Source organism: Leptolyngbya sp. AS-A5 (assembly GCF_039962495.1).
Taxonomy (GTDB): domain Bacteria; phylum Cyanobacteriota; class Cyanobacteriia; order Leptolyngbyales; family Leptolyngbyaceae; genus Leptolyngbya.
The window spans coordinates 332868-357864 of the sequence record NZ_JAMPLL010000001.1; the positions used below are offsets into that span (position 1 = coordinate 332868).

The 24997-nt window shown below is 49.1% G+C and carries 19 protein-coding genes; 10 read left to right on the top strand and 9 right to left on the bottom strand.

What is annotated here, in order from left to right; translation table 11 throughout:
• Positions 1–31: 31 nt before the first annotated feature.
• Positions 32–409 carry a BON domain-containing protein gene (locus NC980_RS01720; protein WP_190378743.1) on the bottom strand — a complete coding sequence of 126 codons (378 nt, stop codon included), beginning with the start codon at positions 407–409 and terminating at the stop codon, positions 32–34.
• Positions 410–647: 238 nt separating this feature from the next.
• On the opposite strand from NC980_RS01720, the gene ilvN reads away from it, so the two are divergent.
• Entirely contained in the window at positions 648–1166 is a 519-nt protein-coding gene (gene ilvN / locus NC980_RS01725) for an acetolactate synthase small subunit (RefSeq protein WP_190378744.1), read from the top strand.
• Between the two features lie 128 nt (positions 1167–1294).
• On the opposite strand, the gene NC980_RS01730 is transcribed toward ilvN, so the two are convergent.
• Positions 1295–5674: a PA14 domain-containing protein gene (locus NC980_RS01730; protein ID WP_190378745.1), complete on the bottom strand. Its 4380-nt coding sequence runs from the start codon at positions 5672–5674 to the stop codon at positions 1295–1297.
• A gap of 663 nt (positions 5675–6337) precedes the next feature.
• Positions 6338–8716, bottom strand: coding sequence for an endonuclease MutS2 (locus NC980_RS01735; protein WP_190378746.1), 2379 nt, complete (start codon positions 8714–8716; stop codon positions 6338–6340).
• A 162-nt stretch (positions 8717–8878) separates the two neighbouring features.
• Between NC980_RS01735 and sppA the strand changes: the two genes are divergently transcribed.
• Positions 8879–10681 (top strand): signal peptide peptidase SppA, encoded by a 1803-nt coding sequence (gene sppA, locus NC980_RS01740; protein ID WP_190378747.1) that lies wholly within the window; start codon positions 8879–8881, stop codon positions 10679–10681.
• Positions 10682–10789: 108 nt separating this feature from the next.
• On the opposite strand, the gene NC980_RS01745 is transcribed toward sppA, so the two are convergent.
• The 3 genes from NC980_RS01745 to NC980_RS01755 are packed head-to-tail and all read right to left on the bottom strand — an operon-like array spanning position 10790 to position 12740.
• Positions 10790–11404: a Uma2 family endonuclease gene (locus tag NC980_RS01745; protein WP_190378748.1), complete on the bottom strand. Its 615-nt coding sequence runs from the start codon at positions 11402–11404 to the stop codon at positions 10790–10792.
• A 2-nt stretch (positions 11405–11406) separates the two neighbouring features.
• Complete coding sequence (locus tag NC980_RS01750; RefSeq protein WP_190378749.1) at positions 11407–12003, bottom strand: DUF3172 domain-containing protein; 597 nt, start codon at positions 12001–12003, stop codon at positions 11407–11409.
• Between the two features lie 32 nt (positions 12004–12035).
• Positions 12036–12740 (bottom strand): hypothetical protein, encoded by a 705-nt coding sequence (locus NC980_RS01755; RefSeq protein WP_190378750.1) that lies wholly within the window; start codon positions 12738–12740, stop codon positions 12036–12038.
• 121 nt (positions 12741–12861) lie between these two features.
• On the opposite strand from NC980_RS01755, the gene NC980_RS01760 reads away from it, so the two are divergent.
• Positions 12862–13680, top strand: coding sequence for an ABC transporter permease (locus tag NC980_RS01760; RefSeq protein WP_190378751.1), 819 nt, complete (start codon positions 12862–12864; stop codon positions 13678–13680).
• Between the two features lie 110 nt (positions 13681–13790).
• A complete protein-coding gene (locus tag NC980_RS01765) occupies positions 13791–14549 on the top strand; it encodes a pentapeptide repeat-containing protein (protein WP_190378752.1) in 759 nt (252 codons plus the stop codon).
• A gap of 14 nt (positions 14550–14563) precedes the next feature.
• On the opposite strand, the gene NC980_RS01770 is transcribed toward NC980_RS01765, so the two are convergent.
• Positions 14564–16786 (bottom strand): SulP family inorganic anion transporter, encoded by a 2223-nt coding sequence (locus NC980_RS01770; RefSeq protein ID WP_190378753.1) that lies wholly within the window; start codon positions 16784–16786, stop codon positions 14564–14566.
• Between the two features lie 572 nt (positions 16787–17358).
• Here NC980_RS01770 and NC980_RS01775 point away from each other — a divergent pair.
• From NC980_RS01775 to NC980_RS01785, 3 genes are all read left to right on the top strand, one after another.
• A complete protein-coding gene (locus NC980_RS01775; RefSeq protein WP_190378754.1) occupies positions 17359–18456 on the top strand; it encodes an AI-2E family transporter in 1098 nt (365 codons plus the stop codon).
• 70 nt (positions 18457–18526) lie between these two features.
• Entirely contained in the window at positions 18527–19435 is a 909-nt protein-coding gene (locus NC980_RS01780; RefSeq protein WP_190378755.1) for an alpha/beta hydrolase, read from the top strand.
• 78 nt (positions 19436–19513) lie between these two features.
• On the top strand, positions 19514–19876 hold the full coding sequence (locus NC980_RS01785) for an S-layer homology domain-containing protein (protein WP_190378756.1): 363 nt from the start codon (positions 19514–19516) through the stop codon (positions 19874–19876).
• 54 nt (positions 19877–19930) lie between these two features.
• On the opposite strand, the gene NC980_RS01790 is transcribed toward NC980_RS01785, so the two are convergent.
• Positions 19931–20197, bottom strand: a complete 267-nt coding sequence (locus NC980_RS01790; protein WP_190378757.1) for a Precorrin-3B methylase — start codon at positions 20195–20197, stop codon at positions 19931–19933.
• 254 nt (positions 20198–20451) lie between these two features.
• Between NC980_RS01790 and NC980_RS01795 the strand changes: the two genes are divergently transcribed.
• The 3 genes from NC980_RS01795 to NC980_RS01805 all read left to right on the top strand — a co-directional run bounded on the left by NC980_RS01795 (position 20452) and on the right by NC980_RS01805 (position 22572).
• Complete coding sequence (locus tag NC980_RS01795; RefSeq protein WP_190378758.1) at positions 20452–21309, top strand: D-alanyl-D-alanine carboxypeptidase; 858 nt, start codon at positions 20452–20454, stop codon at positions 21307–21309.
• 93 nt (positions 21310–21402) lie between these two features.
• Entirely contained in the window at positions 21403–22002 is a 600-nt protein-coding gene (locus NC980_RS01800) for a TetR/AcrR family transcriptional regulator (RefSeq protein ID WP_190378759.1), read from the top strand.
• Positions 22003–22068: 66 nt separating this feature from the next.
• Positions 22069–22572: a glutathione S-transferase family protein gene (locus NC980_RS01805; protein WP_190378760.1), complete on the top strand. Its 504-nt coding sequence runs from the start codon at positions 22069–22071 to the stop codon at positions 22570–22572.
• A gap of 222 nt (positions 22573–22794) precedes the next feature.
• Here NC980_RS01805 and NC980_RS01810 read toward each other — a convergent pair whose 3' ends face one another.
• Positions 22795–24840: a S9 family peptidase gene (locus tag NC980_RS01810; protein ID WP_190378761.1), complete on the bottom strand. Its 2046-nt coding sequence runs from the start codon at positions 24838–24840 to the stop codon at positions 22795–22797.
• Between the last annotated feature and the right edge of the window lie 157 nt (positions 24841–24997).

Genomic DNA, 24997 nt, shown 5'->3' on the forward strand with positions numbered 1-24997 from the left:
AGCTGGAGGTCTTCTTGATTCAACGCATCAATTACCCCACTTGAACCTGGTTTGTATCCACTGCCGTTGCACCATTGACGTTATTTGCAACGCTCACCATTTTGTTCAACACATCCTGGCTTGGAACACTGCCTTTTAACACCACAGTCGTTCCCAACTGCGCCACCCAAAGCGTATTGATATCATCTAGCTGACTATCTTGATCAAACGCCAAAGCGACCCGCTTCGCCAAACCGCTTTGATCATACTCGCCATTCAAACCAACTCGCTCTGGTGGAATCGTGTCTCCGGGAGAGACTTGAGCCTCTGGAGGCGCAGAAGCTGCTGCGTCTGGCGCAGGCTGACCGCTGACCGCTTGCTCCGGATTCTGAGGCTTCTCCATGCCAAAAAGTCTTTGTAACCAACCCATAACAATTCTGACTCCAAATATCACGATACACAGTGGAATTGAACGATCGAGCCACTGCAATATTCATCGCTCCAGAGAAGGATTGCAGCGGAATACAGAACGCAATTCAACTAATTTCTGCTGTATCGACAAAAATTTTCTAACTCAGATTTTTTCGGAAATTCTTCGACTTCTGGCTGGACAAGACCGAACCAATGTCGCACGATAGAAGGAACTAAATGTTACTAGGAATACAGCAATGAAGCATACGCTCTCGGTTTTGGTAGAAGATGAAGCCGGAGTTCTGACTCGGATCGCAGGATTGTTCGCCCGACGTGGATTTAATATTGAAAGTCTGGCTGTGGGTCCGGCTGAGCAAATCGGCGTTTCGCGGATCACGATGGTGGTGCCGGGAGACGATCGCGTGATCGAACAGTTGACCAAGCAGCTTTATAAGCTGATCAATGTGATTAAAGTTCAAGACATCACAGAAGTTCCCTGTGTCGAACGCGAACTCATGCTGCTGAAGGTGAATGCAGGCAGTTCGACGCGATCGGAAATTGTCGAACTGGCGCAAATTTTCCGGGCGCGAGTGGTGGATGTGGCAGAAGATTCACTCACGTTAGAGGTCGTTGGCGATCCCGGAAAAATAGTGGCGATCGTGCAGGTACTACAAAAATTTGGGCTGCGCGAGATTGCTCGCACTGGTAAAATCGCGCTCAGCCGCGAATCTGGCGTGAATACAGAATTTCTCAAATCGCTTGAAGCGAAAGTGTAAATCCGAAAGAGCAATCAACAAAAAAGAGCAATCAACAAAGCAGGGCTAGATCTCTCCAGCCCTGCTTTGTTGTCTGGGATCAAGCGAGGTTAAGCCTGCGACAGACCTGCCGCAGACTTACATCACTACTACACCGGAATCCAGCGACCGACTTCACCTGATACCAAGCTTGCATAGTACAGGTTACCGTCAGCACCCGTTCTGATTTGTCCCAAGCCAAACATGAACTCAGCAAATCGTCGCTGATCCACCACTGCACCCGATGAATCAAAGGACAGCGCATCGACTGTTCCCTTACTCATGTCCGTGATGATCAAGTTACCGTTGTAGAAGTCGCCAACGTTGATGGCGTTACCACCGCCACCATAGTGTCGGTACGAATAAAGCGGATTTGTCACCGTCTCACCCCCGCCATTCGCCATGAACGCTTGAACGCTGGGGAGTCTATCATAGCCACCTGCTCTGTCAGGACCTTCATACGCTACCCAGCCAAAGTTCTCGCCGCCTCGTCCGGTGTTGACTTCCTCCCATTGCGCCCAGCCGACATCGCCAATGTAGGTTTGTCCATTGGTCGGGTTAATCGTGAAGCGGAACGGATTTCGCAAGCCATACTGCCAGATCTTCGATCGATTACTTTGGGCATTGCCATCAAAGAATGGATTCGAGGATGGCGCAGCTCCTGTAATCGGATCAATCCGCAGAATCTTACCGGACAAGTTGTCGAGCGTTAAGCTGCGGAAGGCTCGTGGATCGACATCATTGTAGGAAGCACCGTCGCCGTTACTCACATACAAGTAACCATCGTTACCAAATCTCACTGTGCCAACTGTATGCGATTCACTATCGATAATCAGGAAATCCTGAACGTAGTTGCCATTTGCATCTCGACCTGATTCCGGGATAGAGAAGTTGTTGGTGCCGTTATCGCCCGGATTGCTGATGTACTGCCAAACGCTATTTCGACCTAAGATGACTTCTTCGCTGCGCCGATCGATCGATACCACTCCGTTGTTGATGGTTGCCGTAAATCGTCCTAACCGTGCTGTCCGGTTGCCCACTGCATCCGGTCGCTCTAATTCAGGGACAAAGCCTGATCTGCGGGTTTCGGGCGGATCATACGAGTACAGCAAATAAACATACGGGCTGCCATTGAAGAACTCTGGATGTACGGCAAGACCGAGCAAGCCACGATCGCGGGGACTGTTGACAATATCGGAAATATCAACGGCTGGGGTTTGTTGCAGCACCCCATTGCGAGCCACACGGACGACACCATTCTTCTGAGCGACGAACATATATTCACCGCCCGGTGTCCAATCGAATGCGGTCGGCTGCAAGAGTCCTGAAATCACGGTTTGACGATCGACGTTGCCGAAATCGTTATCTGCAATCGACAGAGTTGCGGTGCCCTGAGTGCCCAAGCTGCCGGAGAACGGATTGCTTAGGGTGAGATTGACGGTTTCGTTGCGTTCGCTGTCACCGTCATCGCGGATTGCGATTGTGAAGGTCTTACTGGTTTCACCTGGTGCAAAGGAGAGGGTGCCAGCTGTTGCAGTGTAATCTGAGCCAGCCGTTGCAGTCCCATTGCTGGTAGCGTAGCTAATGCTGCCAGCCGTCGAGGTAGACCCACTGCGCTGAACGGTGATGGTTGCCGTTCCCGCGTTTTCGTTTTCGTTGAAGACCGCCGCGCTAAATGTATAGCTAGTCGGCGCGTCATTATCAATGATCGTAATCAGCGAGGTGCGGTTAATCCCCAGTGCTGCACCCGAAGTTTCTCCTAACCCAAAGCCGAAACTTTCGGTGCCTTCTTCAATGTTGTCATCGAGAATCGGGATGGTTACCGTTTTGCTGGTTTCTCCCGCTGCAAACGTGAGTTGACCTGCGGTGGCAGTGAAGTCTGTTCCCGCTCTGGCGCTCGCTTCTCCAGTGGTGTAGCGCACCGTTGCGACCCCATCGCTACCGCTGACTCGATCGATGCGGATCGAAACGGTTCCGGCATCTTCGTTCACGGTGACGCTGTTCGTTCCGATGACGAGTGTACCGGGATTGGTCGAGAAGACATTGCTGTAAAGCTGCGATTGCGGAATGATTTGACGGGCTTGATTGGCGCTAAACCAGCCGAGCTGTGCGACTGCATCGTAGCCGTTCTCGAAATACTCCATCACAATGTCATAGCGCTGTCCGGCTTGAAGCGCGATCGTGCCGGTGCGCTCAGTTGCGGATTGATCCGCAAAGCTGTCGATAATGAGTTGACCATTCACAGACAGCCGTACCCCATCATCAGTGGTGGTGAAGAAGGTGTATGTATCGTTGTGAAGAGGCTGAACTTGACCCGTCCAACGGACTGAGAAGGTGTCAGGAGCAATGTTGGGGTCAGGTGAACTTTCTGCCCAGTTAAAGTTGATGTTGGCATCAGTCCGAGCAAATTTGAAGGCTGTGAAGTCGATGTTGTCGAAGTATTCGCCTCGTAAACCGTTGCCTGTGCCAGTGGGCGGAGGAGTTGGAGTGGTGGGCGGAGGTGTGGGGGTTGTAGTAGTAGAGCTAAACAGTTGAGACTGTGGAATGATTTGCTGTGTAAAGCCAGGTACTGACCAACCGAGGAACGCCGCCGCCGCACCGCGATTCTCGAAATACTCCATGCGGATGTCGTAGCGCTGTCCTGCAACTAGCGCGATCGACCCTGTACGCTCTGTCACTGACTGATCCGCAAAGCTGTTGATCACCAGTTGATTGTTGACAAACAGGCGGACTCCATCATCAGTGGTGGTGAAGAATTGATAGGTTCCAGATGTAGGTGCGAGCACCTGACCTGTCCAACGTACCGAGAAAGTGTCATCTCCGATGCCTGCGGCGGGTGAGCCTTGTGACCAGTCAAAGTTCACCGTAGCATCAGTGCGCGTCAGGATGCGATTGGTGAAGTCAATGTTGTCGAAGTATTCGCCCAGTAGACCATTACCGGTGCCAGCGGGCGGAGGAGTTGGAGTGGTGGGCGGAGGAGTTGGAGTGGTGGGAGCAGTGCTAAACAGTTGAGACTGCGGAATGATTTGCTTCGTAATGCCTGGTCCTGACCAACCGAGGAACGCCGCAGCCGCAATGCTATTCTCGAAATACTCCATGCGGATGTCGTAGCGCTGTCCTGCAACTAGCGCGATCGACCCTGTACGCTCTGTCACTGACTGATCCGCAAAGCTGTTGATCACCAGTTGATTGTTGACAAACAGGCGGACTCCATCATCAGTGGTGGTGAAGAATTGATAGGTTCCAGACGTGGGTGCGAGCACCTGACCGGTCCAGCGGACTGAGAAGGTATCAGAGGCAATGCCAGTCGCGGGTGAGCCTTGTGCCCAGTCAAAGTTCACTGTGGCATCAGTGCGCGTCAGGATGCGATTGGTGAAGTCGATGTTGTCGAAGTATTCGCCCAGTAGACCATTACCGGTGCCAGCGGGTGGAGGAGTTGGAGGTGTGGGGGTTGTTGTGGTAGAGCTAAACAGTTGAGACTGCGGAATGATTTGCTTCGTAATGCCTGGCCCTGACCAACCGAGGAGCGCCGAGGCATCATAGCCATTCTCGAAATACTCCATGCGGATGTCGTAGCGCTGCCCTGCAACTAGGGTGATCGACCCTGTACGTTCCGTCGGCGGCTGATCTACGAAGCTGTTGATTACGAGCTGGTCATTGACAAACAGGCGGACTCCATCATCAGTGGTGGTGAAGAATTGATAGGTTCCAGACGTGGGTGCGAGCACCTGACCGGTCCAGCGGACTGAGAAGGTATCAGAGGCAATGCCAGTCGCGGGTGAGCCTTGTGCCCAGTCAAAGTTCACTGTGGCATCAGTGCGCGTCAGGATGCGGTTGGTGAAGTCGATGTTGTCGAAGTACTCACCCTGTAGTCCGTTACCATCCGCAAGAATGCTTGTGTACTGAGCGAGTAAATTGGAATCAAACGGTAAAGCCGCCTCGATTGTCGAGGTGGACGCTTCAAGTATCCAGTTCCCACCGCGATCTGCACTTCCAGTTCCATCTGTTGAAGCAGCAACATCAGCCCCAGTGAGTTCGCTTAGAACTGTAATCAGCGAAGTATTGCCATCTGCAACATTACAACCGTACAGCAGGATATCTGCATCGGTAGACAGAGCATTTGACCAACTTCTCAGCTTGTCGCTGTAGCTAGAGATCGTACCGAGGTCAAGAGCCGCCTTGCCGAGTTCAATACTGCTAATGCTGCCGTGAGAGAGGATGTGAACACTATCTAAGTTTTGATATCCAGCGAGGACTCCGCTGATTTGGTCGATTCCGTCTGTATTGGCATTGAGCAATACGACCTGTGTCCCACTGATTACGCTGGCAGCGAGACTCTGAGCATTTTCAACGGCTGAATCGATGAATACCAAGCGATTCGACGAACTCGATCGCGCCGTTTCCAGATTGGCGGAGTCGAACGGGGAACCACTAGGAGATTGAGGATAACTTAAGTCTAAGAGATTTGACGAATTAGAAGAACTCTGCATTTCGCTTCATACGTGAAAACGACAGGACTGGCGGGCCCGACCCGGCACGAGAGCGCGATCGCGATGCTCGTTACCTAAATTCAGGCAGGTAAAACTCAGCCAACTCATTCGAGCGGCTTTGCAACCTACACACACATAAGGCGGGTCGCGACGAGAACAAGATGAATCAATCGAGTATCAGGAGCGGTCAATCGAGTATGTTGAACACTACAGCGCTAGATTTCAGGTCTAGATGGCTATGGTGTTCGATGCGCGTGAGACCCACAGAAAATGCGTGAACTGATCTACAAGAGATCAATTCGCGTGGGAGAGTCGGCGCTAATGTGCCGCTGTCTCAAATCCTGCTGGCGAAGCTAGACTCGCTCAGTGCATCACGAAATGCTGGTTTGTAGGATTGTTTTGATATTTGCGCCCCTCGAAACTAACATTGTTTCGGAAAATACTTAAGTGCTTATACGTGACTTTAACGAAATTTCAAGAGGATATTCTGTTTTGTAAGAATTACAAGTAGTCAGTGCGAAGCGCTATCGCCTGAGATGCCTTGTTTTGGTAATCTATGGCCGCAATATCTTATCTTCATGATGAAAGCATCAAGAAAAATCGATCGACATGAAGAAACCGGGAAATTACACAGACTCCCGGTTTAAAGTAAAAGCTGACTACTTAGATCGGGTAGGCGATCGTGACTCCGCTTCCGCCATCAGCGCGATCAGCGAGTTCAAAGCGATCAACCCGTGGGTGACGTTTGAGAAACTCGTGGACACCCTGCCGCAGCTTGCCTGTTCCATGTCCGTGAATAATCCAGATCGGAGTTTGCGCTTCTGAGATTGCTTTATCGAGCACGATTTCGGCATCGGCGACACGACTGCCGCGAATATCGAAGGTATTGCGATCGGTGCGAATGACCGGGGCAGGAGCAGCAGGCGGGGGAGGCGGAGCGGCTTTTGGTTTCGGTTCGGGCTTCGGTTCGGGTTTGGCGACTTTTTCACCGGTGAGTGATTCGATGTCGCCGATCGGAAGTGTCATCTTCATCAAGCCAAACCGCACGACTAATTCGTCGTCGCCTGCGAGTTCCAGCACTTCGGCGGTTTGACCCAAGCGGGGAATGCGGACGCGATCGCCGATTTGGGGACGATATCCGGGTTTCGGTTTTTGCAGTTGCTGGCGAGAGGGCAGATGCTTCTGAGCTAAGTGATTGAGCGATTCTGTCGCCTGCTGAGCCTCTTGAGCCGTCGCGCTGCCTTTTTGAAGATTGCGAATCACTTTAGCGATTTCACCTTTCGCTTGGGCGATCGCGTCTTGAACGGCGCGTTCTTGGGCTTGCTGTAAGTCGCGTTCTCGATCGCGCAGGCTTGCCGCTTTTGCTGAGACTTCTGCATAGAAGCGTTCGGCTTGCTGCAAGAGTTGTGCGGCTTCTTTGGCTTTGGTTTCTTGAGCGCGGCGCTGTGATTCGAGTCCTGCGATCACTTGGTTGACATCTTCAGCTGCACCCCCGACTTGGGTTTGAGCAGACTCAATAATCTCTGGCTTCATGCCCAAGCGCCGAGCGATCGTTAAGGCGTTCGATCGTCCGGGAATGCCCCAGAGCAATCGATAAGTCGGAGAAAGGAAGACATCATCGAACTCAACCGAAGCATTTTCAAAGCGATCGTCTTCGTATTTCAAGGCTTTGAGTTCGCCGAAGTGGGTCGTGGCGATCGATAGCTTTGCGTGGTCAGCGAGGTAGTTCAGCAACGCGATCGCGAGTGCGCTACCTTCGGTTGGATCGGTTCCGGCTCCCACTTCATCGAGCAAAACGAGTGAGTTTGAAGATTCTGTTAAGGCTTCGATAATGCGGCTAATGCGGCGAATGTGTCCGGAGAAGGTAGAAAGGCTCTGTTCTAGGGATTGTTCGTCACCGATATCGGCTAGAACTTGCTCGAACCAGGGTAGTTCAACAGGTTCACGCGCCGGCACAAACAAGCCAGCTTTCGCCATCAACATGGCTAAGCCCATTGTTTTGAGCGTGACGGTTTTTCCGCCTGTGTTGGGGCCGGTAATCGCTACCACTCGGATTTGCGGCTGAATCACTAAGTCAACCGGAATCACCGATCGACCTTGTTCTTGCTGCTGCTGCCAGACGAGCAAGGGATGCCTTAACTGTCGCAGCACGATCGCCTCGTTGGTAAATCGCGGCGGGTTCGCTTTCAGCCAGTAGCTATAGCGCGATCGAGCGGCAGCTAAATCGAGTGCGGTACAGATTGCGAGTAACCGTTCGAGGTCATCTTTGGCGATCGCAACTTGTTCCGTCAAGACGCGTCGAACCGCTTCTTCTTCGGTTTGTTCTTGTCGCAGGAGTTGACGCAGTTGATTATTGAGCGGCACAGTCGGATGTGGTTCCACATATAACGTTGCACCGCTCATCGACACATCATGCACAATGCCAGAGATCACATCTTTGTGCGTTGCCTTTACAGGAATCACAAATCGCCCATCGCGCTGAGTGATTACTTGTTCCTGAACCGCACTGGCTTGTCGCTGCATAGTTCGTTGCAGCATTTCGTACACGCGATCGCGCACTTGTTTTTGCTTCGATCGAATCTCTGCTAGCTTCGGGCTGGCACGTTCGCTGACTTTACCGTCATCATTAATGCAGCGATAAATCTCCTGCTCAATTTCTGGATAAGTCCGGAGTTCTGCCACTAATTCAGTCAGAATCGGAAAATCGTCTTGACTATCGATCGTGCGCCTGAGCGTCCTGGCACCCGAAAGCGTCGTTGAGATCGACAACAGTTCCACGCCTGAAAGAATTCCATTGAGTGCGGCTCTTTCCAGCGCATCTCCAATGTCCTCAATGCCCTCGAAGCTCAATCCGTTTGCGAGCTGCGATTCTAGAGTGTAAACTTCTTCAGTTTGAGCGAGTAGACGTTCGGTTTCAGCTTGAGTGGTCGGAATTTTGAGCGCCCGAAGCGCGATCGCTCCTAATTTTGTCGAAGCAAAGGTCGCCAGATGCTGACACAGGCGCGACCATTCTAATAGTTCTAAAGTCTCAGTTTGAATCAAGGTTAGGAATCAAGAGAACAAAGGCTGCACTTCTTTATTCTAGAAGGTTCTGATTGAACGATCGCGGCTCCAAGGGCTTTGATAACTTGATTCCGTAATCTTCTGATTCTTAAAAAGAGATGTAGCATAGAGTGGCGACATTTCCGATGCTTCTCTAAAGATATGCGTGACTTTCTCAAACAGACCCTCGCCACATTGCTTGCGCTGTTCATTTTCCTGGGCGTGAGTGTGGGTGGTCTTTTGCTGCTGCTGATCTCACTCTCGATGCTAGCAAGCCGCGACACAACTCCCACGGTTCGAGATAAGTCGGTGCTCGTCTTCGATATGGCACAAACGATCACAGATGCGCCTGCAAGTTCTAGCACCCGTGAAGTGTTAAACGATGCAATTTCTGGAACTCGCCCGAATACGGTGAGCTTGCGATCGGTACTCGACTCGATCGACGAAGCCGCCAAAGATAGTCGAATTGTCGGAGTTTATCTCAGTGGTAGCAATGGAAGTAGCGACACAGGTTACGCGACGCTGCGGGAAGTCCGCCAAGCTTTAGAGCGCTTCAAAGCAAGCGGCAAAAAGATCTTTGCTTACGATGTCGATTGGCAAGAGCGCGAATATTATCTCGGTTCGATCGCCGATACGATCGCGGTGAATCCAGTCGGCAGTGTCGAACTGAATGGACTCAGTTCTGAAGGAGTTTATTTTGCTAGAGCCTTACAGAAATTTGGCATTGGATTTCAAGTGACGCGAGTCGGAAAGTTCAAGTCTGCGGTCGAACCCTTTTTACAAAACCGTCGAAGCGCTGCCGATCGAGAACAAACGCGCAAATTACTCTCAGATATTTGGACGGAGTTTCTCAGCACTACAGGTAAATCTAGAAGCCTTGCTCCTAAGCAACTGCAAGCGATCGCCGATCTCTCTGGGCAAGTTAAGCCACAGGATGCAGTGAAAGCAAAACTGGTCGATCGAGTTGCCTACGCTGATGAAATGACTGCGGAGTTGAAAAAGCTCACGGGACAAGATGACGACACCAAATCATTTCGGCAAGTGAGCTTAAAAACCTATGCTCAAGTCGCGGAAAACAAGCGCGACTCGAAAACGAGCCGAAATCAAATCGCAGTCGTCTATGCCGAAGGTCAAATCGTCAATGGTCAAGGGGGGGCTGGGCAAATTGGCGGCGATCGTTTAGCGAAACAACTGCGGGATTTGCGATTTGATGATGATGTGAAAGCCGTTGTCTTGAGAGTTAATAGTCCTGGCGGAAGTGCGACCGCTTCAGAAATTATTCAGCGAGAAGCCATTCTGACCAACCAGAAAAAACCTGTGATTGTGTCGATGGGCAATGTTGCGGCATCCGGTGGCTATTGGATTTCAACCTATGCCAGCCAAATCTTTGCAGAACCCACCACGATCACAGGCTCGATCGGTGTATTCGGCGGGCTGCCCAACATTCAGCAAATTGCAAATCAAAATGGCTTCAATTGGGATGTGGTAAAAACTGCTCGCTTTGCGGATAGCCGCACGATTTCACGCCCGAAAACACCAGAAGAGCTAAAGATTATTCAAACCTCAGTTGATCGCATCTATGACCAGTTTTTGACCAAAGTCGCGAACTCGCGCAAGCTAGAGAAATCCAAAGTTGCGGAGATTGCTCAAGGTCGGGTCTGGTCAGGCAATCAGGCTAAATCGATCGGTCTTGTCGATCAAATCGGTGGACTTGAAGATGCGATTCGAGCGGCGGCAGAACGCGCAAAACTGGGGAGCGATTGGCAAATTGACGAATACCCAAAACCCCGATCGTTTGAAGAACGCTTGATCGAAACGCTCACGGGAGCGATGGTGAATGAACCTGAGATCGATCCACTCACGAGCGAGATAAAGAAACTTCAGACGCAGTTAGAGAGCCTAAAATCGCTGAACGATCCGCATGACATCTATCTACGGATGCCGTTTGATTTGTCGATTCGATGAAGCTCTACTGGATCGCTAAGGAAACGCGATCGCCGCCCCCACTCCGCAGCACACCTAGCACTTTGACGACTCTTATTCAGAGTCATATTCACGTCCATTATCGGGGGATTAGCGATCGCGCATTGCTTGCTGAAAGACCCGGACTGCTTCACCGAGATCGGTCTCACCTATGAGAATGCAGCGCTGTAGTAGATCGAGATCCAGATTTTTCAGGTCTTCGAGTCGGCTGCGGTAGCTTCGCTTCCCTTCGGGTTCGATTTGCTTATAGCCATCAGCCTCCAGATGATAAAGCTTCAGCACCCCGTCTTGCCAAAACCACACCTCAGCGACGCCTAATGCTTGGTAGCGCCTAAGTTTGTTCGCTCCACCGCTCGTAAAGACAACCTCAATCGATAAATCAGGAATCGGCTTAACACAACCCAAACAGTAGGACTGATCAGCTTGAGCGGATGCAGTTCCTTCTTGTTCTTGAGTCATCGCTCCGGTTGGCTGAAAGAAGATTCCTTGATGGATCAGGTAGGTTGTGACCAAGTATCCGATAATGTGTCCAAAAATTTCGTGATCGCGTCCAGGCATGATTAGCTCGATCGTTCCGTCGTAATAAAATAGACGAACCCCGCGTGAGTGTTCAAATCCCTTTTGGATGGATTTGAACTGCTCCCACGTTCCAGGCACAACAATGTGCTGATCCGGCGTTGTGGTTTTTAGCGGGGTTTGCGTCATGGTTAGAACTGATCGTCGTTACCGAGGGTCGGGGTGGAAGCGCCACCTAAAAAGAGGTTCTTAGCGTTATCACTCTGGTAGACGCAATCGATCGTCACTTTATCTTTGTTGTCGAGATTGCCGATGTAGCCGAAGGTATTCATCTTCTGACGACATTCACGGCTTTGCTCGGCAGTCAGCAATTTGCGCTGTTCTAGCACTGACCAGTTGGCGCGTCTGATGATGCAGGCAGGTTCCATTCCCGCTTGTGCCACAAAGACCTTGAAGGGATTGAGCGTTACATAAAGGCGGGTACTCACCGCCATCGCGCTGGCTCCGTTTTGGATACAGATTTCAGGGTTGGGGGCTTGCTGGTCGATTTGAAGGTTTGTGACTACGCTAGTTGGGTTGGTTGGAGTCGCAGCGCTGAAGGCAATTCCGACCCCAATCCCTAAGACGAAAATGCCTGCAAGCACCGCAATTACGGTGGCGTTAAACCATGAAGGATTGTTATTGTTCACAGGTTTTCCTCGCTTGGGTTCGGGGGGCAGATATTCATCGTCTCGATCGTAGTCATTGTAGCGATCGTTGTAGGAATTGTTGCGGGGTCTGCGCTTCATAAGTGAGAAATTGAGAAGGGTTGGATTCTATTCTAGCGGCTCAAGCCTTGGCTTTCTTTCAGGAGGTCATAATACGCTTGGGTGGTGTCTTTCATGAATTGATATTCTGCTTTGACGCGCTCGTATTGGGCATCGAGAGGAACGTGCAGATCGAGCAGTAGGTCTGGATTGAAGTCTGCAATTCTTGTTCCAATTAAGGTTTCTCGCACGATGCGGACGTAGACTTCGCTGAGTTCATCGACTTTCTTAATGAGCTTATTAGTTTCATCGATCGCTTTTTCGTAGATTTCTAACTGCGACGAATAAAAATCAGAAACCGCAACTAATTTCGCAATTTTGTTAATCTTCTCAAACTGCTTTTCGAGCGCGATCGTATCGAATTCCAGTTTCAAATGCTCTTTCATAATCGGCGCGAGTTCTGCCATGACGCGGATTTTGTTTTGACGATCGGTGCGCGACAGGATGACGGGGGTAACCGAGCTTAAGCTGTGCCAGGAGTAAATATATTCGACATCACCTGCGTCGGTGATGGTGGGAAACACGACTTGAACGCGATCGGGAGCGCGAAATCGATGCGGCACAGCGAAGTTTCCCAACGGCAAATTCGGGTAGCGGTCTTCGGCTCCTTTGACAATCACGACATCACTATTGCGGATCGTCCGAATCTGATAATTCTGGTAGTGCAAATATAGATATGCGATTAGACCCATAAATAGAAAAACTAGCAGTAAACTCACCGCAAGATCTCCAGACTTTATTAGTTTATTGTGGCGAATTCGATCGCGATCTTGCCATCAGGGTAGAGATTAGAGTGCGTCGTTGATGTCACAATAATTAGCATTGTAAAGTTTTCTATATATGCGTTCTTCTCTGCGTCGTTCTTCGCTGTCTACTTCTTCGCTACCTACGTTGTGGCAAGATAGCCTAACGGTATTTTGGGGGGATTGGCTGGATCTGCGGGTACGGCTGGTTCAGATTGCGGCTTCGGGTTTGGTGTCGCCGTTAATTTATATTTTGGCATTTGGGCTAGGATTGGGTAGTTCGCTCGACAGCGTAACCAAACCGAGCGCAGGAGATAACTATTTGCAGTTTATTTTGCCGGGAATGGTGGCGCTTTCGTCAATGGTGATTAGTTTTGGCGGCACGACCTTTTCGATTTGCGGCGATCGCTTGTTTACGAAAACGTTTGAGGAAATTTTGCTGGTTCCAGTGCATCCGCTGGCAGTGCATCTGGGTAAGGTGCTGGCGGGAATTGTGCGCGGCCTACTGACGGCTGGGTCAGTGATTCTAGTGGCAATTCTATTTACAGGCAAAGTTTGGAGCTTTCTGAACCCATTGTTTTTGCTGGTTCTGGCTTTGAACTGTGCTGTATTTGCAGGACTGGGTGTGATTGTGGGCTTGAATGTGAAGTCACTAGAAGGTGTTGGCATTTATAACAACTTCGTGATTGTGCCGATGTCGTTTCTGGGTGGAACATTTTTCGATGCAGCAACATTACCCGCAGCGTTAAAAGCGATCGTTTATCTATTACCGCTAACCTATACAAGTTTAGGCTTAAGAGCGGCAGCCTATTTACCGATCGCGCAATTTCCCTGGTTTGTGATTCCGGTTTTGCTGGTGATGGCGATCGGACTTTCGGCGGTGGGTGCCTATCAGTTCTCACACCTGCAAGATTAAACTTTCATATCGCTGTATTTCACTCCATTACTTTCGATGCTCAATCTAGAACGAACGCTCTATAACCCTTGCAGCAACGCTTAGACTGTGAGCATAGGAGGGGCTGAATCATGGAAGTTCAGGAGCTACTACGGCGGTACGAATGGGGCGATCGAGATTTCTCTGGGGTTGATTTGAGCAATACCGATCTGAGCAATGTCACACTCGTCGATATTAATCTCAGCAATGCCAATCTAACAGGTGCAAATTTGAATCGAGCGTTCCTGATGAAAGCAAATCTGCGGGGTGCATTTCTGAATTGGGCAGATCTTCGCTTTGTCAAGCTGAATGAAGGGAATCTGATCGAGACAGATTTCACCAAAGCGCACCTCAACGGCGCATTTCTGGTGAGGTCTGATTTTTCACGATCGCGCCTCAGTGGTGCCGATTTGAGTCACGCCAATTTACGCGGTGCAGTGTTAGAACACGCCAATCTTTGTGGCGCAAAACTGCTTAACACAAATCTCCGCAGCGCCAATCTCCAGGGCGCAAACCTCAACTGGGCAAATCTGCAAGGCGCGAAACTGAGCGGTGCAATGCTCCAAAATGCGTTCTTGAGCGAAGCAAATCTGGCGGAGGCGTTTCTCAATGGAGTCGATCTGCGAGGGATTGATTTAAGTGGGATTAATCTTCGGGCAGCAAAGCTAAACGGCGCAAATTTGGAAGGTGCGACTTTATCGTTTTCAAATCTGCGTGAGGCACACTTACACGGCGCAAATCTCACCCGTGCGAATCTGATTGGCGCGAATTTAGAAACTGCCTTTCTTCAAAGATCCCTAACTGAATTGCATTACTACAATTCGATCGACCGACAAAGCGGTGAGTTTTGAAAGCGATAGACGACTCAAAACGAGTCCAATAGCTGATTGATTTCTTTCTCGCGATGCTGAAGACGTTCAGCCAACAACCCAACAATAAATCGATGAATGCTCGCTGCCAGCATCGGATCGGTGTTTTCAAGCTGCTCGAACGATTCTGTCGATAGAAAATATAACGTGCTGGGTTTGTCTGCAACCACCGATGCCATGCGGACTGTCCGGCGATACAGCCCCATTTCTCCGATCGTGTTGCCGATCGTGTAGGTACGAATCCGTTTGTTTTGACCATTGCTCAATTTCAAAACAACACTCACTTGTCCCGATGCTACAAAGTAGAGTCCATCAAACGGATCGCCCTGATGGAATAGATATTCACCTTCGGCAACCTGGCAAACCTCTAGACACTTCATCAGGCGATCGACCTGACGCGGATCAGGAAAATCAGCCTTTAGACAAGCGGCGAGTGCGGCATCAGGAGACTGAAACTCCTCTTCGGTCAGCGATTGATATTGCTGCAAAATTTGTTGCTCATACCATTCCAATCCTCGATCTAAGTCATCAAAGAGATGGCAAGCTTCATGATCTAAACAATCGCCCTGCTCTAATCGCTGATGCGCCGCAGAAGACAGATGGGTGTAAATCAAGTGAACCTGCTTCTGATGCGCTACCTGCTTCAGTTTGGCAAAGCTAAGAACGGCTGAGGCATCTAGCCCACTCACCAGCCGAAAATCGAGGATCACATAGTGAACAGGCGGTAACTCATGATTGTTAATGCGATCGCGGACTTGATTGAGCAATTTATTTGCCGTTCCAAAAAAGATCAAGCCCTGCAATTCCACAATGTAAGCTTGCTCACCTTGTTCTTCTAGGATTTCCAACTCTTCAGACGTGCGGAGGACATTACTGTGATGATAGGTTCCTGTGCTGATGCGTCGAACCACAGTCAGCCGGCTGTAGTTAATTACAAACAACACGATCGCCGTCCCTAGCCCGACGGCGATCGCTTGCAAAAAGCCAATGGTCGTCGTCACAATCACAATCAGCACAATGATGGCATAATCGGCACGCGCAAACTTAAACCAAGCTTCGTAGAGCCATTCATTAAAAAACTCAACTGTAATCAACAGCGGCATCCCAATCAGAATGAATTTCGGGAATAGCGATAACAAGGGCGCTCCACCCAGCATCATTGCGAGGCAAAGGGCTGCAATAATCCAACCCACCAATCGCCCTCGCGCCCCCACTTGGTAGGACAACGCATTCTCTCCAGCGCTGGCAAATCCACCGACTCCACCACCAATCCCTGCAACTAAGAACGCCACTCCCGATGCTTTCAATTCCTGATTCAGATCGAGATCGCGGGAAGCTATAAGCTCAACGCCATTAGAGTGAAGCAACAATGCGATCGCGGAGATCAGCCAAAGTGCCGCTAAGGTTGGAATTTGCTGAGCAATCACGCTCCAATTTGCTTGCTGGACTGCGGCAAGACTGGCAAAGTGATACAGTCCACCTGCGGGAACACTGCCCAAAATCCAACCCCGTTGGCTGGCATCCGCGATCGAAGTTCCGGTGAGCGCTAGAGCAGCGTAAAACAGCGCGATCGAGCCAAGAATAATACCTGGATAAACGAAACTACTATTAATTCGTTGGGGTAACACAAACATTGCCGCCGCAAATAAGGCAGCCGGAAGCCATTGCAGTAAAACATTCACCTGAAAGAAAGCAGCCAGCGAAAAAGGCTGTAAATCCAGCCCTGAAACCGACTGAAACGCTGCCACAAACAACAATGCTCCAATGCCTGCCAGAAAGCCTCCCACCACCGGATAGGGAATGTATCGCACGAAACTTCCCAAGCGAAACCAACCCAATCCCAGGAAAATGATGCCTGTGATCAGGCTATTCACCGCAAAGGTGGCAACAACGGTCATTAGCTTTTGCTCGATCGGAGCGTCCGGCATCGCTGCCACAATTTGCTTCGCAATCAAGCTGAAGATCGGAACTGTGACTTCTGCGATCGTCGCCACGATTGCAGGGTATGAACTGAGCGCGGTCACAACCGTACTAATAATGACCGAGCTAAAGAGCAGCAGCCCGATTCCAAAGGGCATAAACGGTGCGAGATCGCCTGAGAAAATCAGAGCGCCAAACGATACGGCACTCGTGACAGTGAGCAGACCCATAATTGCGCCTGCAATGCTATTGGAGACGATCGGGCTTGTCCCTAAGTTAGACTTTGCGATAAGAGTCACTGTAATTAGAAGATGAATATAGAAAAATAATGTCTGGATGTGCTTATCGTATAGAACTCTATTCAACTTTAGGGAATCAAACACCAAATTTCCTGCCTCAGAAGTAAGTTGAAGCAATTTACAATCAGTCTTTTGGCATAAGACAGGGCACACAATTGGCTGTTGGAGTGCTGTGTTATACCAAATTGATTTGTGGATGCGACAGGTCCTCGCCCCCTAAATTCCCCATTCTGCGGGAACTTTGAGTGTGATCTGTTGCGTTCTATGTTTAATTCGGTATTACCTCAGTTCAGATTTATACCTGCTCTAACGCTCTAATTTTATACCTGCTCTAACGCTCTAATATATTGAGCGTCTAGGCGAGGTTGGTGCAGGTGCGGAAGGATTAGCAGAATGAATTAAGTCACCTCTATCGAAAGATGTTTATTGTCCAAACGCTATTAATCTTGAGATGTTCTGCCCTTGATCAAGGGTCATAGTTCTTACTGCATTGATTCAGTGTTGAGTAGATGCGGCTTGCTCTGTATCACCACATTCAATCTCAGGGAAAAACCATAAAAGTAGAAACGTCTATGTTTAGCTTGTTTAACCGCTTTCCGGCTCAATTAACTCAGTGGATACTGGCTGGATTACTCGTACCGATCGTAGCCCTCAACTTATGGCTACTCTTCAAAGCGGTTCACTTGGCTCAACCTCTGGTTTCAATTCTTGTTTCAGCAGCATTACTGGCATTTCTTCTCAATTATCCGGTACAACTAATTCAGAAATGGGGACTCGATCGCAAGTATGCGGTTACAAGTGTGGTGGTCATGTTCTTTGGCTTGCTCATCGGCGCAAGTATTACCATCCTGCCCCAATCGTCTGAAGAACTTGGCGAATTCATCAGCGCATTGCCGACTCGGATACAATCCACTCAGCTAAAGCTTCAGATTCTGCAAGATTGGGCAATGCAGCATCATATTCCAATTCGGCTCAATCAGTGGACAGCTCAGTTTACTGATGGCTTACCCGATCGCATACACACGCTCGGAAATAATGCAGTAAATCTAATCTTTAGTGCGTTGGGCAGTGCGTCTAACTTAGCCTTAACAGGAATTTTCACCGTCTATCTTTTATTTGACGGATTGCAGCTTTGGAACGGAATTGCTCAACGATTACCGAGTCAAAAAATTGCACAGATTCAGCGATCGCTCCAGCAGCACTTTGAGGACTATTTCACCGGACAGGCAATTATGGCGATCGTGTCTATTGTTGCACTGACGGTCGTTTTCTTGATCCTCAGAATCCCGTTTCCATTGCTGCTCGGATTGTTCATCGGCACATTATCGATTTTTCCCTTTGGTGCTACGCTGGCAAGCTTCATTAGTGCATTGCTCATCGCAGCCGATGATCCAGGTTTAGGGCTTTGGCTACTTGGATCATCGATTGTGACAAATCAAGCGATTGATCAATTGATTACACCCCGCTTGATGGGAAAGCTGGTTGGGCTAAGACCATTTTGGATATTGCTTGCCTTAATGGTTGGAGCGAAGCTAGGTGGATTGATTGGAGTCATAATAGCGGTGCCGATCGCAAGCTGTCTGAAAGATATCCTTCAGGGATTTCCGACTTCTGTATCCTCGCCTGACGCTCTTCCTGCTGCTCCTGTCCCTTCAGAAATACATAGCTGATTGTGCTTGCGATCGCTGAGTATCTTAAAGAAGTGGCGCGTTATCAGGCTTGCCTGTGGAGGATTAAGGGATGCTACCTGAGTTTTTGCCTGCGTCAGCGAGTGTGATCGAGGATACGGATGCGATCGCTCTGCTGCAACAACTCCAGCGTCGAGCAATTCAAATTTCACTAGAGTTAGAAACAATAGAGATTGCAACGGCTTATGTTTATGCAGCGTGTGAGCAATCAACAACCCCGATCATTTTGCTTCCCGGATTTGATAGTTCACTACTAGAGTTCCGACGATTGTTCCCGCATCTTGCAGCTCAACATTCCGCCTGGACGATCGATCTAATTGGATTTGGGTTTACAAGCGCGATTCCAACCGTTTCTATCTGTCCTCAGACTATCCGGAAGCATCTGTTGAGCCTGGTTCAAACTTGGATTGCTCAACCTGTGATTTTAGTGGGTGCATCATTGGGGGGTGCAGTGGCGATCGATTTTGCGCTGCATCATCCGAACTGGGTGCAATCTCTCGTGTTAATTGATAGCGTTGGGTTTTCTGGCAGCTTCCCGATCGGGCAGTGGATGCCCCGCTCCGTGCTGGAATTCGGAGCAGATTGGCTACACTTCCGCAAACAAGCTGCTCTAAGTGCTGCATTAGCAATCCCAGGAATGGATTTAACGCTGATTGATGCACTTCGCTGTTCACTGCTGCATCAAGCTATGCCCGGATGGAAGGAAGCGATCGTCTCTTTTAGCCAAAGTGGAGGTTATACTAACTTAGACACTCAACTTGGGAAGATCCAACATCCGACTCTAATTCTTTGGGGAACCTCGGATGATGTTCTGGGCACAAAGGATGCAACCCGATTTCAGGAAGCCATTTCAAACAGCGAATTGATTTGGATTGAAAAGGCGGGTCATGTGCCACATTTTGATCAATCTGAGGCAGTTGCAGCCCATCTATCAAGCTTTGTGCATCAAGTCGGAAGCTGATCGTTTAAGAGAGTTATCAGTAGGATAAAGAAATAAGAATTCGTTAGTTAAATCCACTCACTGAAATTCTCTTCGTCTATGAAATTCTGGTATCTCACTATTACAACCCCTTTGATTACAACTCTTCTTTTTTCTGGCATGAGAGCGATCGCACAGTTGCCTTCCACTCCTGTTCAAACATCCCCTACTTCCGGTTGTCTCTTTGGCTATCCAGACCGTACTTATCAAGGGGAGCGTCCGATCACGCGCAATGAATTTGCGGCAGGACTGAATGCGTGTTTGCAGCAAGTAGATCAGTCGATTCGCTTCAATCGGGAAGAGTTTGCCACAAGAGCGGAGTTTGAACGCCTGCTTCAACGGCAAAGAGAGTTAAACGAACAATTGCGCCAAACAAGCGATCGTGTCGATACGCTCTCAAATCCACCTGCCTCGTCGAAGTAAATGTAGTTTTATTCCTCTAAACTCTCGAATCTTACAGCTAACAAAGCTGTAAGACTACTTCGATTTTCGCTTTGACTTTGGGGCAGTTCGATGTGCGCCAAAATATTTTTCGCTGCGATATCTCAGCCAAACTCGTAGGGCTTCCGGGATTTGGTCTTTCTGTTCTTTAGTCAGCGTGTTGTAGAGAGCGAGTGCTTTTTCTCGTTCTCCGCGACAGGCAGCATTGTTGTGAGCATCCCAGTAGCTACGAGCCACTCGAATCCGCCGACAGACTTCCTTGATTAGCGCCGCTCCGGTTAGCGGTTCGTCTTGCTTTGCCATGCGTTAATCTCAATCTCACTTTATTCTAACTAACCTCGCGGTTGCGATGAATCGCTGGTCTGCCACGTTCGTCAAATAGTATGAGATCAATCAATACCCAATTGCGATCGCTTCGGAGCCATGCTGTACGTGATTTTTCCCTCGGTGTCCGGCAAAACAGAAAATGCTGTCAATTTCAGTTCGTATGATATATTGCTTCACGGTGGATGAGGATTCTACTACAGAAGACCTAAGTACGATCTACGATAAGCAAGATGAAAAAAGCCGACAAGACAGCCCCCAACCGAGCTTACACCGTTCTAAAAAGCACCGCCGTTGTTGTCGGTATCAGCGTCGGGTTCTGGAGCCGGCCAGCAGCGACTGTTGCCCAAACCCTTCAACCGATCGTTTCTGAATCCAGATTTTGCCGCAGCGATTTAGCGTCGAAAATTGATCGCATTGTTCAACAGCCCAAATTTCGCACTGCACAATGGGGCATTCTGATTAAACCGATCGAAACCTCGACAATCCTTTATCAACGCAATTCTAATCGTGCCCTGATCCCCGCATCAAACGTCAAGCTTCTGACCACTGCTGCCGCCCTGCAAGTTGCAGATCAAAAGCCGCGATCGCTCCCAACTGTAAAGAACTGGCTGATTGCCGTGAACCGTTACAGCGATAACTATAAAGCGGATGCGCTGCGTCGTCGAATTGGAGGTCAACCGGCGATCCGGTCTGCGCTCGAAGCCTTGGGTGTTCAAGCGAATAGTTATGCACAGGTGGATGGTTCGGGACTCTCTCGCAGTAATCGAGCGACACCCGCTGCACTGGTGTCTGTGTTAGAAGCAATGTTCAGCGATCGTCAGAGCGAATTGTTTTACCGATCGCTAGCGGTTGCTGGAGTGAATGGAACATTGCGAAGCCGATTCCGCAATACGCCCGTTCAAGGCAATCTTTATGGTAAAACGGGAACCTTACGCGGCGTAAGAGCGCTGTCTGGATATTTAGATAATCCGAACTATGGCACGATCGCGTTTAGCATCGTGGTGAATCAACCGGGACAGTCTGGACAAGCGTTAGCGCAAGCGATCGATCAAATCGTGGTGCAAACTGCTAAGGTCGATCGCTGCTGAGCGGTGCTTGAACAATACAAGGTTTTGCGCTAAAAATCCTTTCCTTTTAGCGCGAGTTTCGTTTATATTTGAAGAAACCGAGCGGTCTGTAAAATGTCCAAAGCCTCTGAAGATACTAGAGCCTACATCATTGCTCAAGCAGCTGAACTGTTTAATCAAAAAGGATTTTCAGCAACTTCGATCGCAGATGTGATGCAGGTAACGGGATTGCAGAAGGGTGGTATTTACAATCACTTCAAAAGTAAGGAGGAACTAGCGATTGCGGCATTCGATTATGCCGTGACGCTGAAGCAGAAACGCTATCACAGTGTGTTACGCTCGTCGTCCAAATGCTTAGTTCGCTTGTTTAATTTCATCGATCTATTCTGCCAAGAGCCTGACACGCCGAGCCTGAAAGGCGGATGTCCGATTATGAATACGGCGATCGAGCATGATGCAGTTAAAGTGGAATTGCTCGATCGTGCCAAATCTGCAATGGATCACTGGCGGGCATTTCTGTGCAAAATCATTGCGCGGGGAATTGCCCATCAGGAGATCCAAGCTTCGGTCTACCCGGATGAAGTGGCGACGCTTATCATTGCTACATTGGAGGGTGGACTAATGATGAGTCAGCTTTATGACGATCGCACCTATCTTGATCGAGCCGCTCTTCATCTAAAACAGCACTTGCAAACATTAGCAGCAGCCTCATAATCTTTTTGAGACTTTACAGACCGATCGGTTTCTATTTTTGAACTAAGAATCCTGGAGAAATTAGTTATGTTGACGTTTTACTATCATCCACTGTCGCCGATCGCCCGACGAGTTTGGATTTGCCTGCTGGAGAAAGGAATCGAATTTGAGGCACAGGTCGTGCAGTTGCATCTAAAAGAGCAGTTTGAAGCGGAGTTTCTAGCATTGAACCCGTTTCATCATGTACCCGTTTTATTGGATGGTGAGGTGAGGCTAATTGAGTCGATCGCAATTCTGGATTATTTAGATGCTCAATATCCTCAGCCTCGAATGTCTCTACAAACTCCAGTAGAGCTTGGCAAGATGCGAATGATCCAAATGGTCACAATAAACGAGATCATGAGCTGTTTGTCAGCAGTGATAACAACGGAACAGGATCATCCCAAAGCAGAAATGCTAAACACGGGTCTAGAGTTTTTGGAACTGCAATTAGAAAGTGATTATTTTGGGGGAGATTGCTTGAACCTGGCAGATTGTGTTGTGGGTAGTACGCTACCCCTGTTTCGGCGGTTAGGGGTTCGGTTTGATTAGTATGCGAAACTGAGCCGCTGGATGGATAGATTGTACGATCGACCAAGTTGGCAACAGACCGAGCCGTCAGAGGAAGACTTTGGGAAATGGCGGCGGTTTGTGGAAGTAATGCTGTCGAGAAAGGTATCAAAGAAGAGATAGCCTCATCAGTTACATCACCTCCACCACACAATAGGGTTGGTACGGTAGTGTATGACTATCAGGGGCGAATGATCGCTTTACTTAGGCAAGCTTCCACTGATCCAGTAGAAAAGCATACTCAAACGCAATCTCTTTCAAGCGTTCGTATCGCCCAGATGCGCCGCCGTGTCCAGCCCCCATGTTAGTCTTTAACAGCAAGACGTTAGTATCTGTTTTCAATGCTCTCAGTCTTGCTGTCCACTTTGCAGGTTCCCAATAGGACACACGCGGATCATTTAAACCTGCGGTAATCAGCAAGGCAGGATAGGCTCTCGCTTCGACATTATCATAAGGCGAATAGCCTTTCATGTAGAAGTAAAACTCCGGATTATTCGGATTGCCCCATTCTTCCCATTCCGTTGCCGACAAAGGCAATGAAGTATCTAGAATCGTAGTAACGACATCTACAAAGGGAACCTGTGCGATCGCGGCTTTGAACAATTCTGGACGCTGATTGATCACCGCCCCCATTAACAATCCGCCTGCGCTTCCTCCAGAAATTGCTAAATGTTCGGCATCTGTCCAGCCTGCTTTGATCAGCATCTCTGCACAAGCAATAAAATCGCTGAAGGTATTTTGTTTATGTAAGAATTTGCCGTCTTCATACCACTTGCGTCCGAGTTCGGAGCCGCCCCGAATATGCGCGATCGCTAACACAACCCCACGATCGAGCAGGGCTAAGCGAGCCGAAGAAAAAGAATCGGGATAGCTAAACCCATAGGAACCATAACCCGTCATCAGTAAGGGATTTTTGCTTGTGCGATCGATGCCTGCTTTATAGACGATCGACACCGGAACAGCAGTGCCATCGGGCGCGATCGCTTCGAGGCGTTCACTTCGATAGTTTGCGCGATCGTAGCCTCCCAAAACGGGCGTTTCTTTCTTGAGTTCGCGAGTTTGGGCATCGAGGTCATAATCAAAAATCGAAGACGGTGTAACCAATGAGGTGTAGCCAAACCGCAGCGTTTTTGTATTGAAGTCTGGATTGATCGATTCTGACACTTCGTAGGTAGGTTCTGGAAACGTGATTGTATGTTCTTCCTGTGTGGAGAACTTACGAACCCGAATGTTGGGTAGTCCAGCTTCGCGATCGTAGATCACTAAATGATCCATAAAGGCACTAACACCCATTAAAAAGATATTTTCGCGATGCTCGATCACCGTCTCCCAATGTTCCACACTCGGATCACTGACGGGCGCTTTCATCAGCTTGAAGTTCAGAGCGTTTTCGTTGGTCAGAATGTAAAACGCATCCGTATGATGTTCAACTTCATACTCGATGCCAACTTGACGCGGACGAATTACCTGGAAGTCTCCGTTAGGATTGTTCGCATCGAGATAATGAACTTCTGAGGTGATATTGCTGCCCAAACCGAGTAGCAGATAAGCTTCACTCCGAGTTTTATCAATTCCAAGAAAATAAGCATCATCAGCTTCATGAAACAACAGTTGATCAGTGTCGATTTCACTTCCTAAACAGTGGCGAAACAATTTATAAGGGCGATTTGCTGGATCAATCTGAGCATAAAACACAGTTTGATTATCATTGCCCCAAGCAAACGAAGCGGTGTCAGGGATTGATTCAGGATACAGTTGACGAGTGGTTAGATCAAGGAAAAACAGGGTATAGCGCTCGGCTCCTGTTGTGTCAGTCGCATAAGCTAATAGCTGCTGATTTGGACTAACTTCAAGCACACCTAAGCTAAAGTATTCTGTGCCTTCAGCTAGCTGATTTTGATCCAGTAGCACTTCTTCTGGTGCATCCAAGCTTTGATATTTGCGGCAGTGGATGGGATAAGCTTTTCCGGTTTCAGTGCGGGTGTAGTAATAAAACTCGCCTCGACGATAAGGTACAGACAAATCATCTTCCTGAATGCGTGATAGCATCTCGTCGTAGAGATCTGCTTGCAGCGATTCTGTATGCTGCATTATTGTCTCAGTGTAAGCATTTTCAGCTTCAAGATAGGCGATGACTTCAGGATTGTCGCGCTCCCGCAGCCAAAAATAGTCATCAATGCGCTCATCGCCGTGGAGTTGATGCACATAGGGACGTTTGGGTGCGATCGGGGGAGTGACTGAATCTGACATAACGCAAATCGTTGAAGAGCAAGATCAGTCAAGCACTTAATCCGAGCTTCTGTCACTCCCCAAAAGGTAGCATTTTGTGGAGCGACAGAAGCTTCGTCATGCAAGGCTCTACTTACTCAAATCGCTGTCAGCATCGAGTAGCCCAATCGGTTGCTGC

Bases quoted from the DNA above. Each gene is read 5' to 3' on its own strand.
- NC980_RS01785 (WP_190378756.1), top strand. From the start codon at position 19,514: ATGAAATTCTGGTATCTCACTATTACAACCCCTTTGATTACAACTCTT.
- NC980_RS01745 (WP_190378748.1), bottom strand. From the start codon at position 11,404: ATGACGCAAACCCCGCTAAAAACCACAACGCCGGATCAGCACATTGTT.
- NC980_RS01765 (WP_190378752.1), top strand. From the start codon at position 13,791: ATGGAAGTTCAGGAGCTACTACGGCGGTACGAATGGGGCGATCGAGAT.
- NC980_RS01780 (WP_190378755.1), top strand. From the start codon at position 18,527: ATGCTACCTGAGTTTTTGCCTGCGTCAGCGAGTGTGATCGAGGATACG.
- NC980_RS01760 (WP_190378751.1), top strand. From the start codon at position 12,862: ATGCGTTCTTCTCTGCGTCGTTCTTCGCTGTCTACTTCTTCGCTACCT.
- NC980_RS01750 (WP_190378749.1), bottom strand. From the start codon at position 12,003: ATGAAGCGCAGACCCCGCAACAATTCCTACAACGATCGCTACAATGAC.
- NC980_RS01805 (WP_190378760.1), top strand. From the start codon at position 22,069: ATGTTGACGTTTTACTATCATCCACTGTCGCCGATCGCCCGACGAGTT.
- ilvN (WP_190378744.1), top strand. From the start codon at position 648: ATGAAGCATACGCTCTCGGTTTTGGTAGAAGATGAAGCCGGAGTTCTG.
- NC980_RS01720 (WP_190378743.1), bottom strand. From the start codon at position 409: ATGGGTTGGTTACAAAGACTTTTTGGCATGGAGAAGCCTCAGAATCCG.
- NC980_RS01790 (WP_190378757.1), bottom strand. From the start codon at position 20,197: ATGGCAAAGCAAGACGAACCGCTAACCGGAGCGGCGCTAATCAAGGAA.
- sppA (WP_190378747.1), top strand. From the start codon at position 8,879: ATGCGTGACTTTCTCAAACAGACCCTCGCCACATTGCTTGCGCTGTTC.
- NC980_RS01730 (WP_190378745.1), bottom strand. From the start codon at position 5,674: ATGCAGAGTTCTTCTAATTCGTCAAATCTCTTAGACTTAAGTTATCCT.
- NC980_RS01810 (WP_190378761.1), bottom strand. From the start codon at position 24,840: ATGTCAGATTCAGTCACTCCCCCGATCGCACCCAAACGTCCCTATGTG.
- NC980_RS01800 (WP_190378759.1), top strand. From the start codon at position 21,403: ATGTCCAAAGCCTCTGAAGATACTAGAGCCTACATCATTGCTCAAGCA.
- NC980_RS01775 (WP_190378754.1), top strand. From the start codon at position 17,359: ATGTTTAGCTTGTTTAACCGCTTTCCGGCTCAATTAACTCAGTGGATA.
- NC980_RS01795 (WP_190378758.1), top strand. From the start codon at position 20,452: ATGAAAAAAGCCGACAAGACAGCCCCCAACCGAGCTTACACCGTTCTA.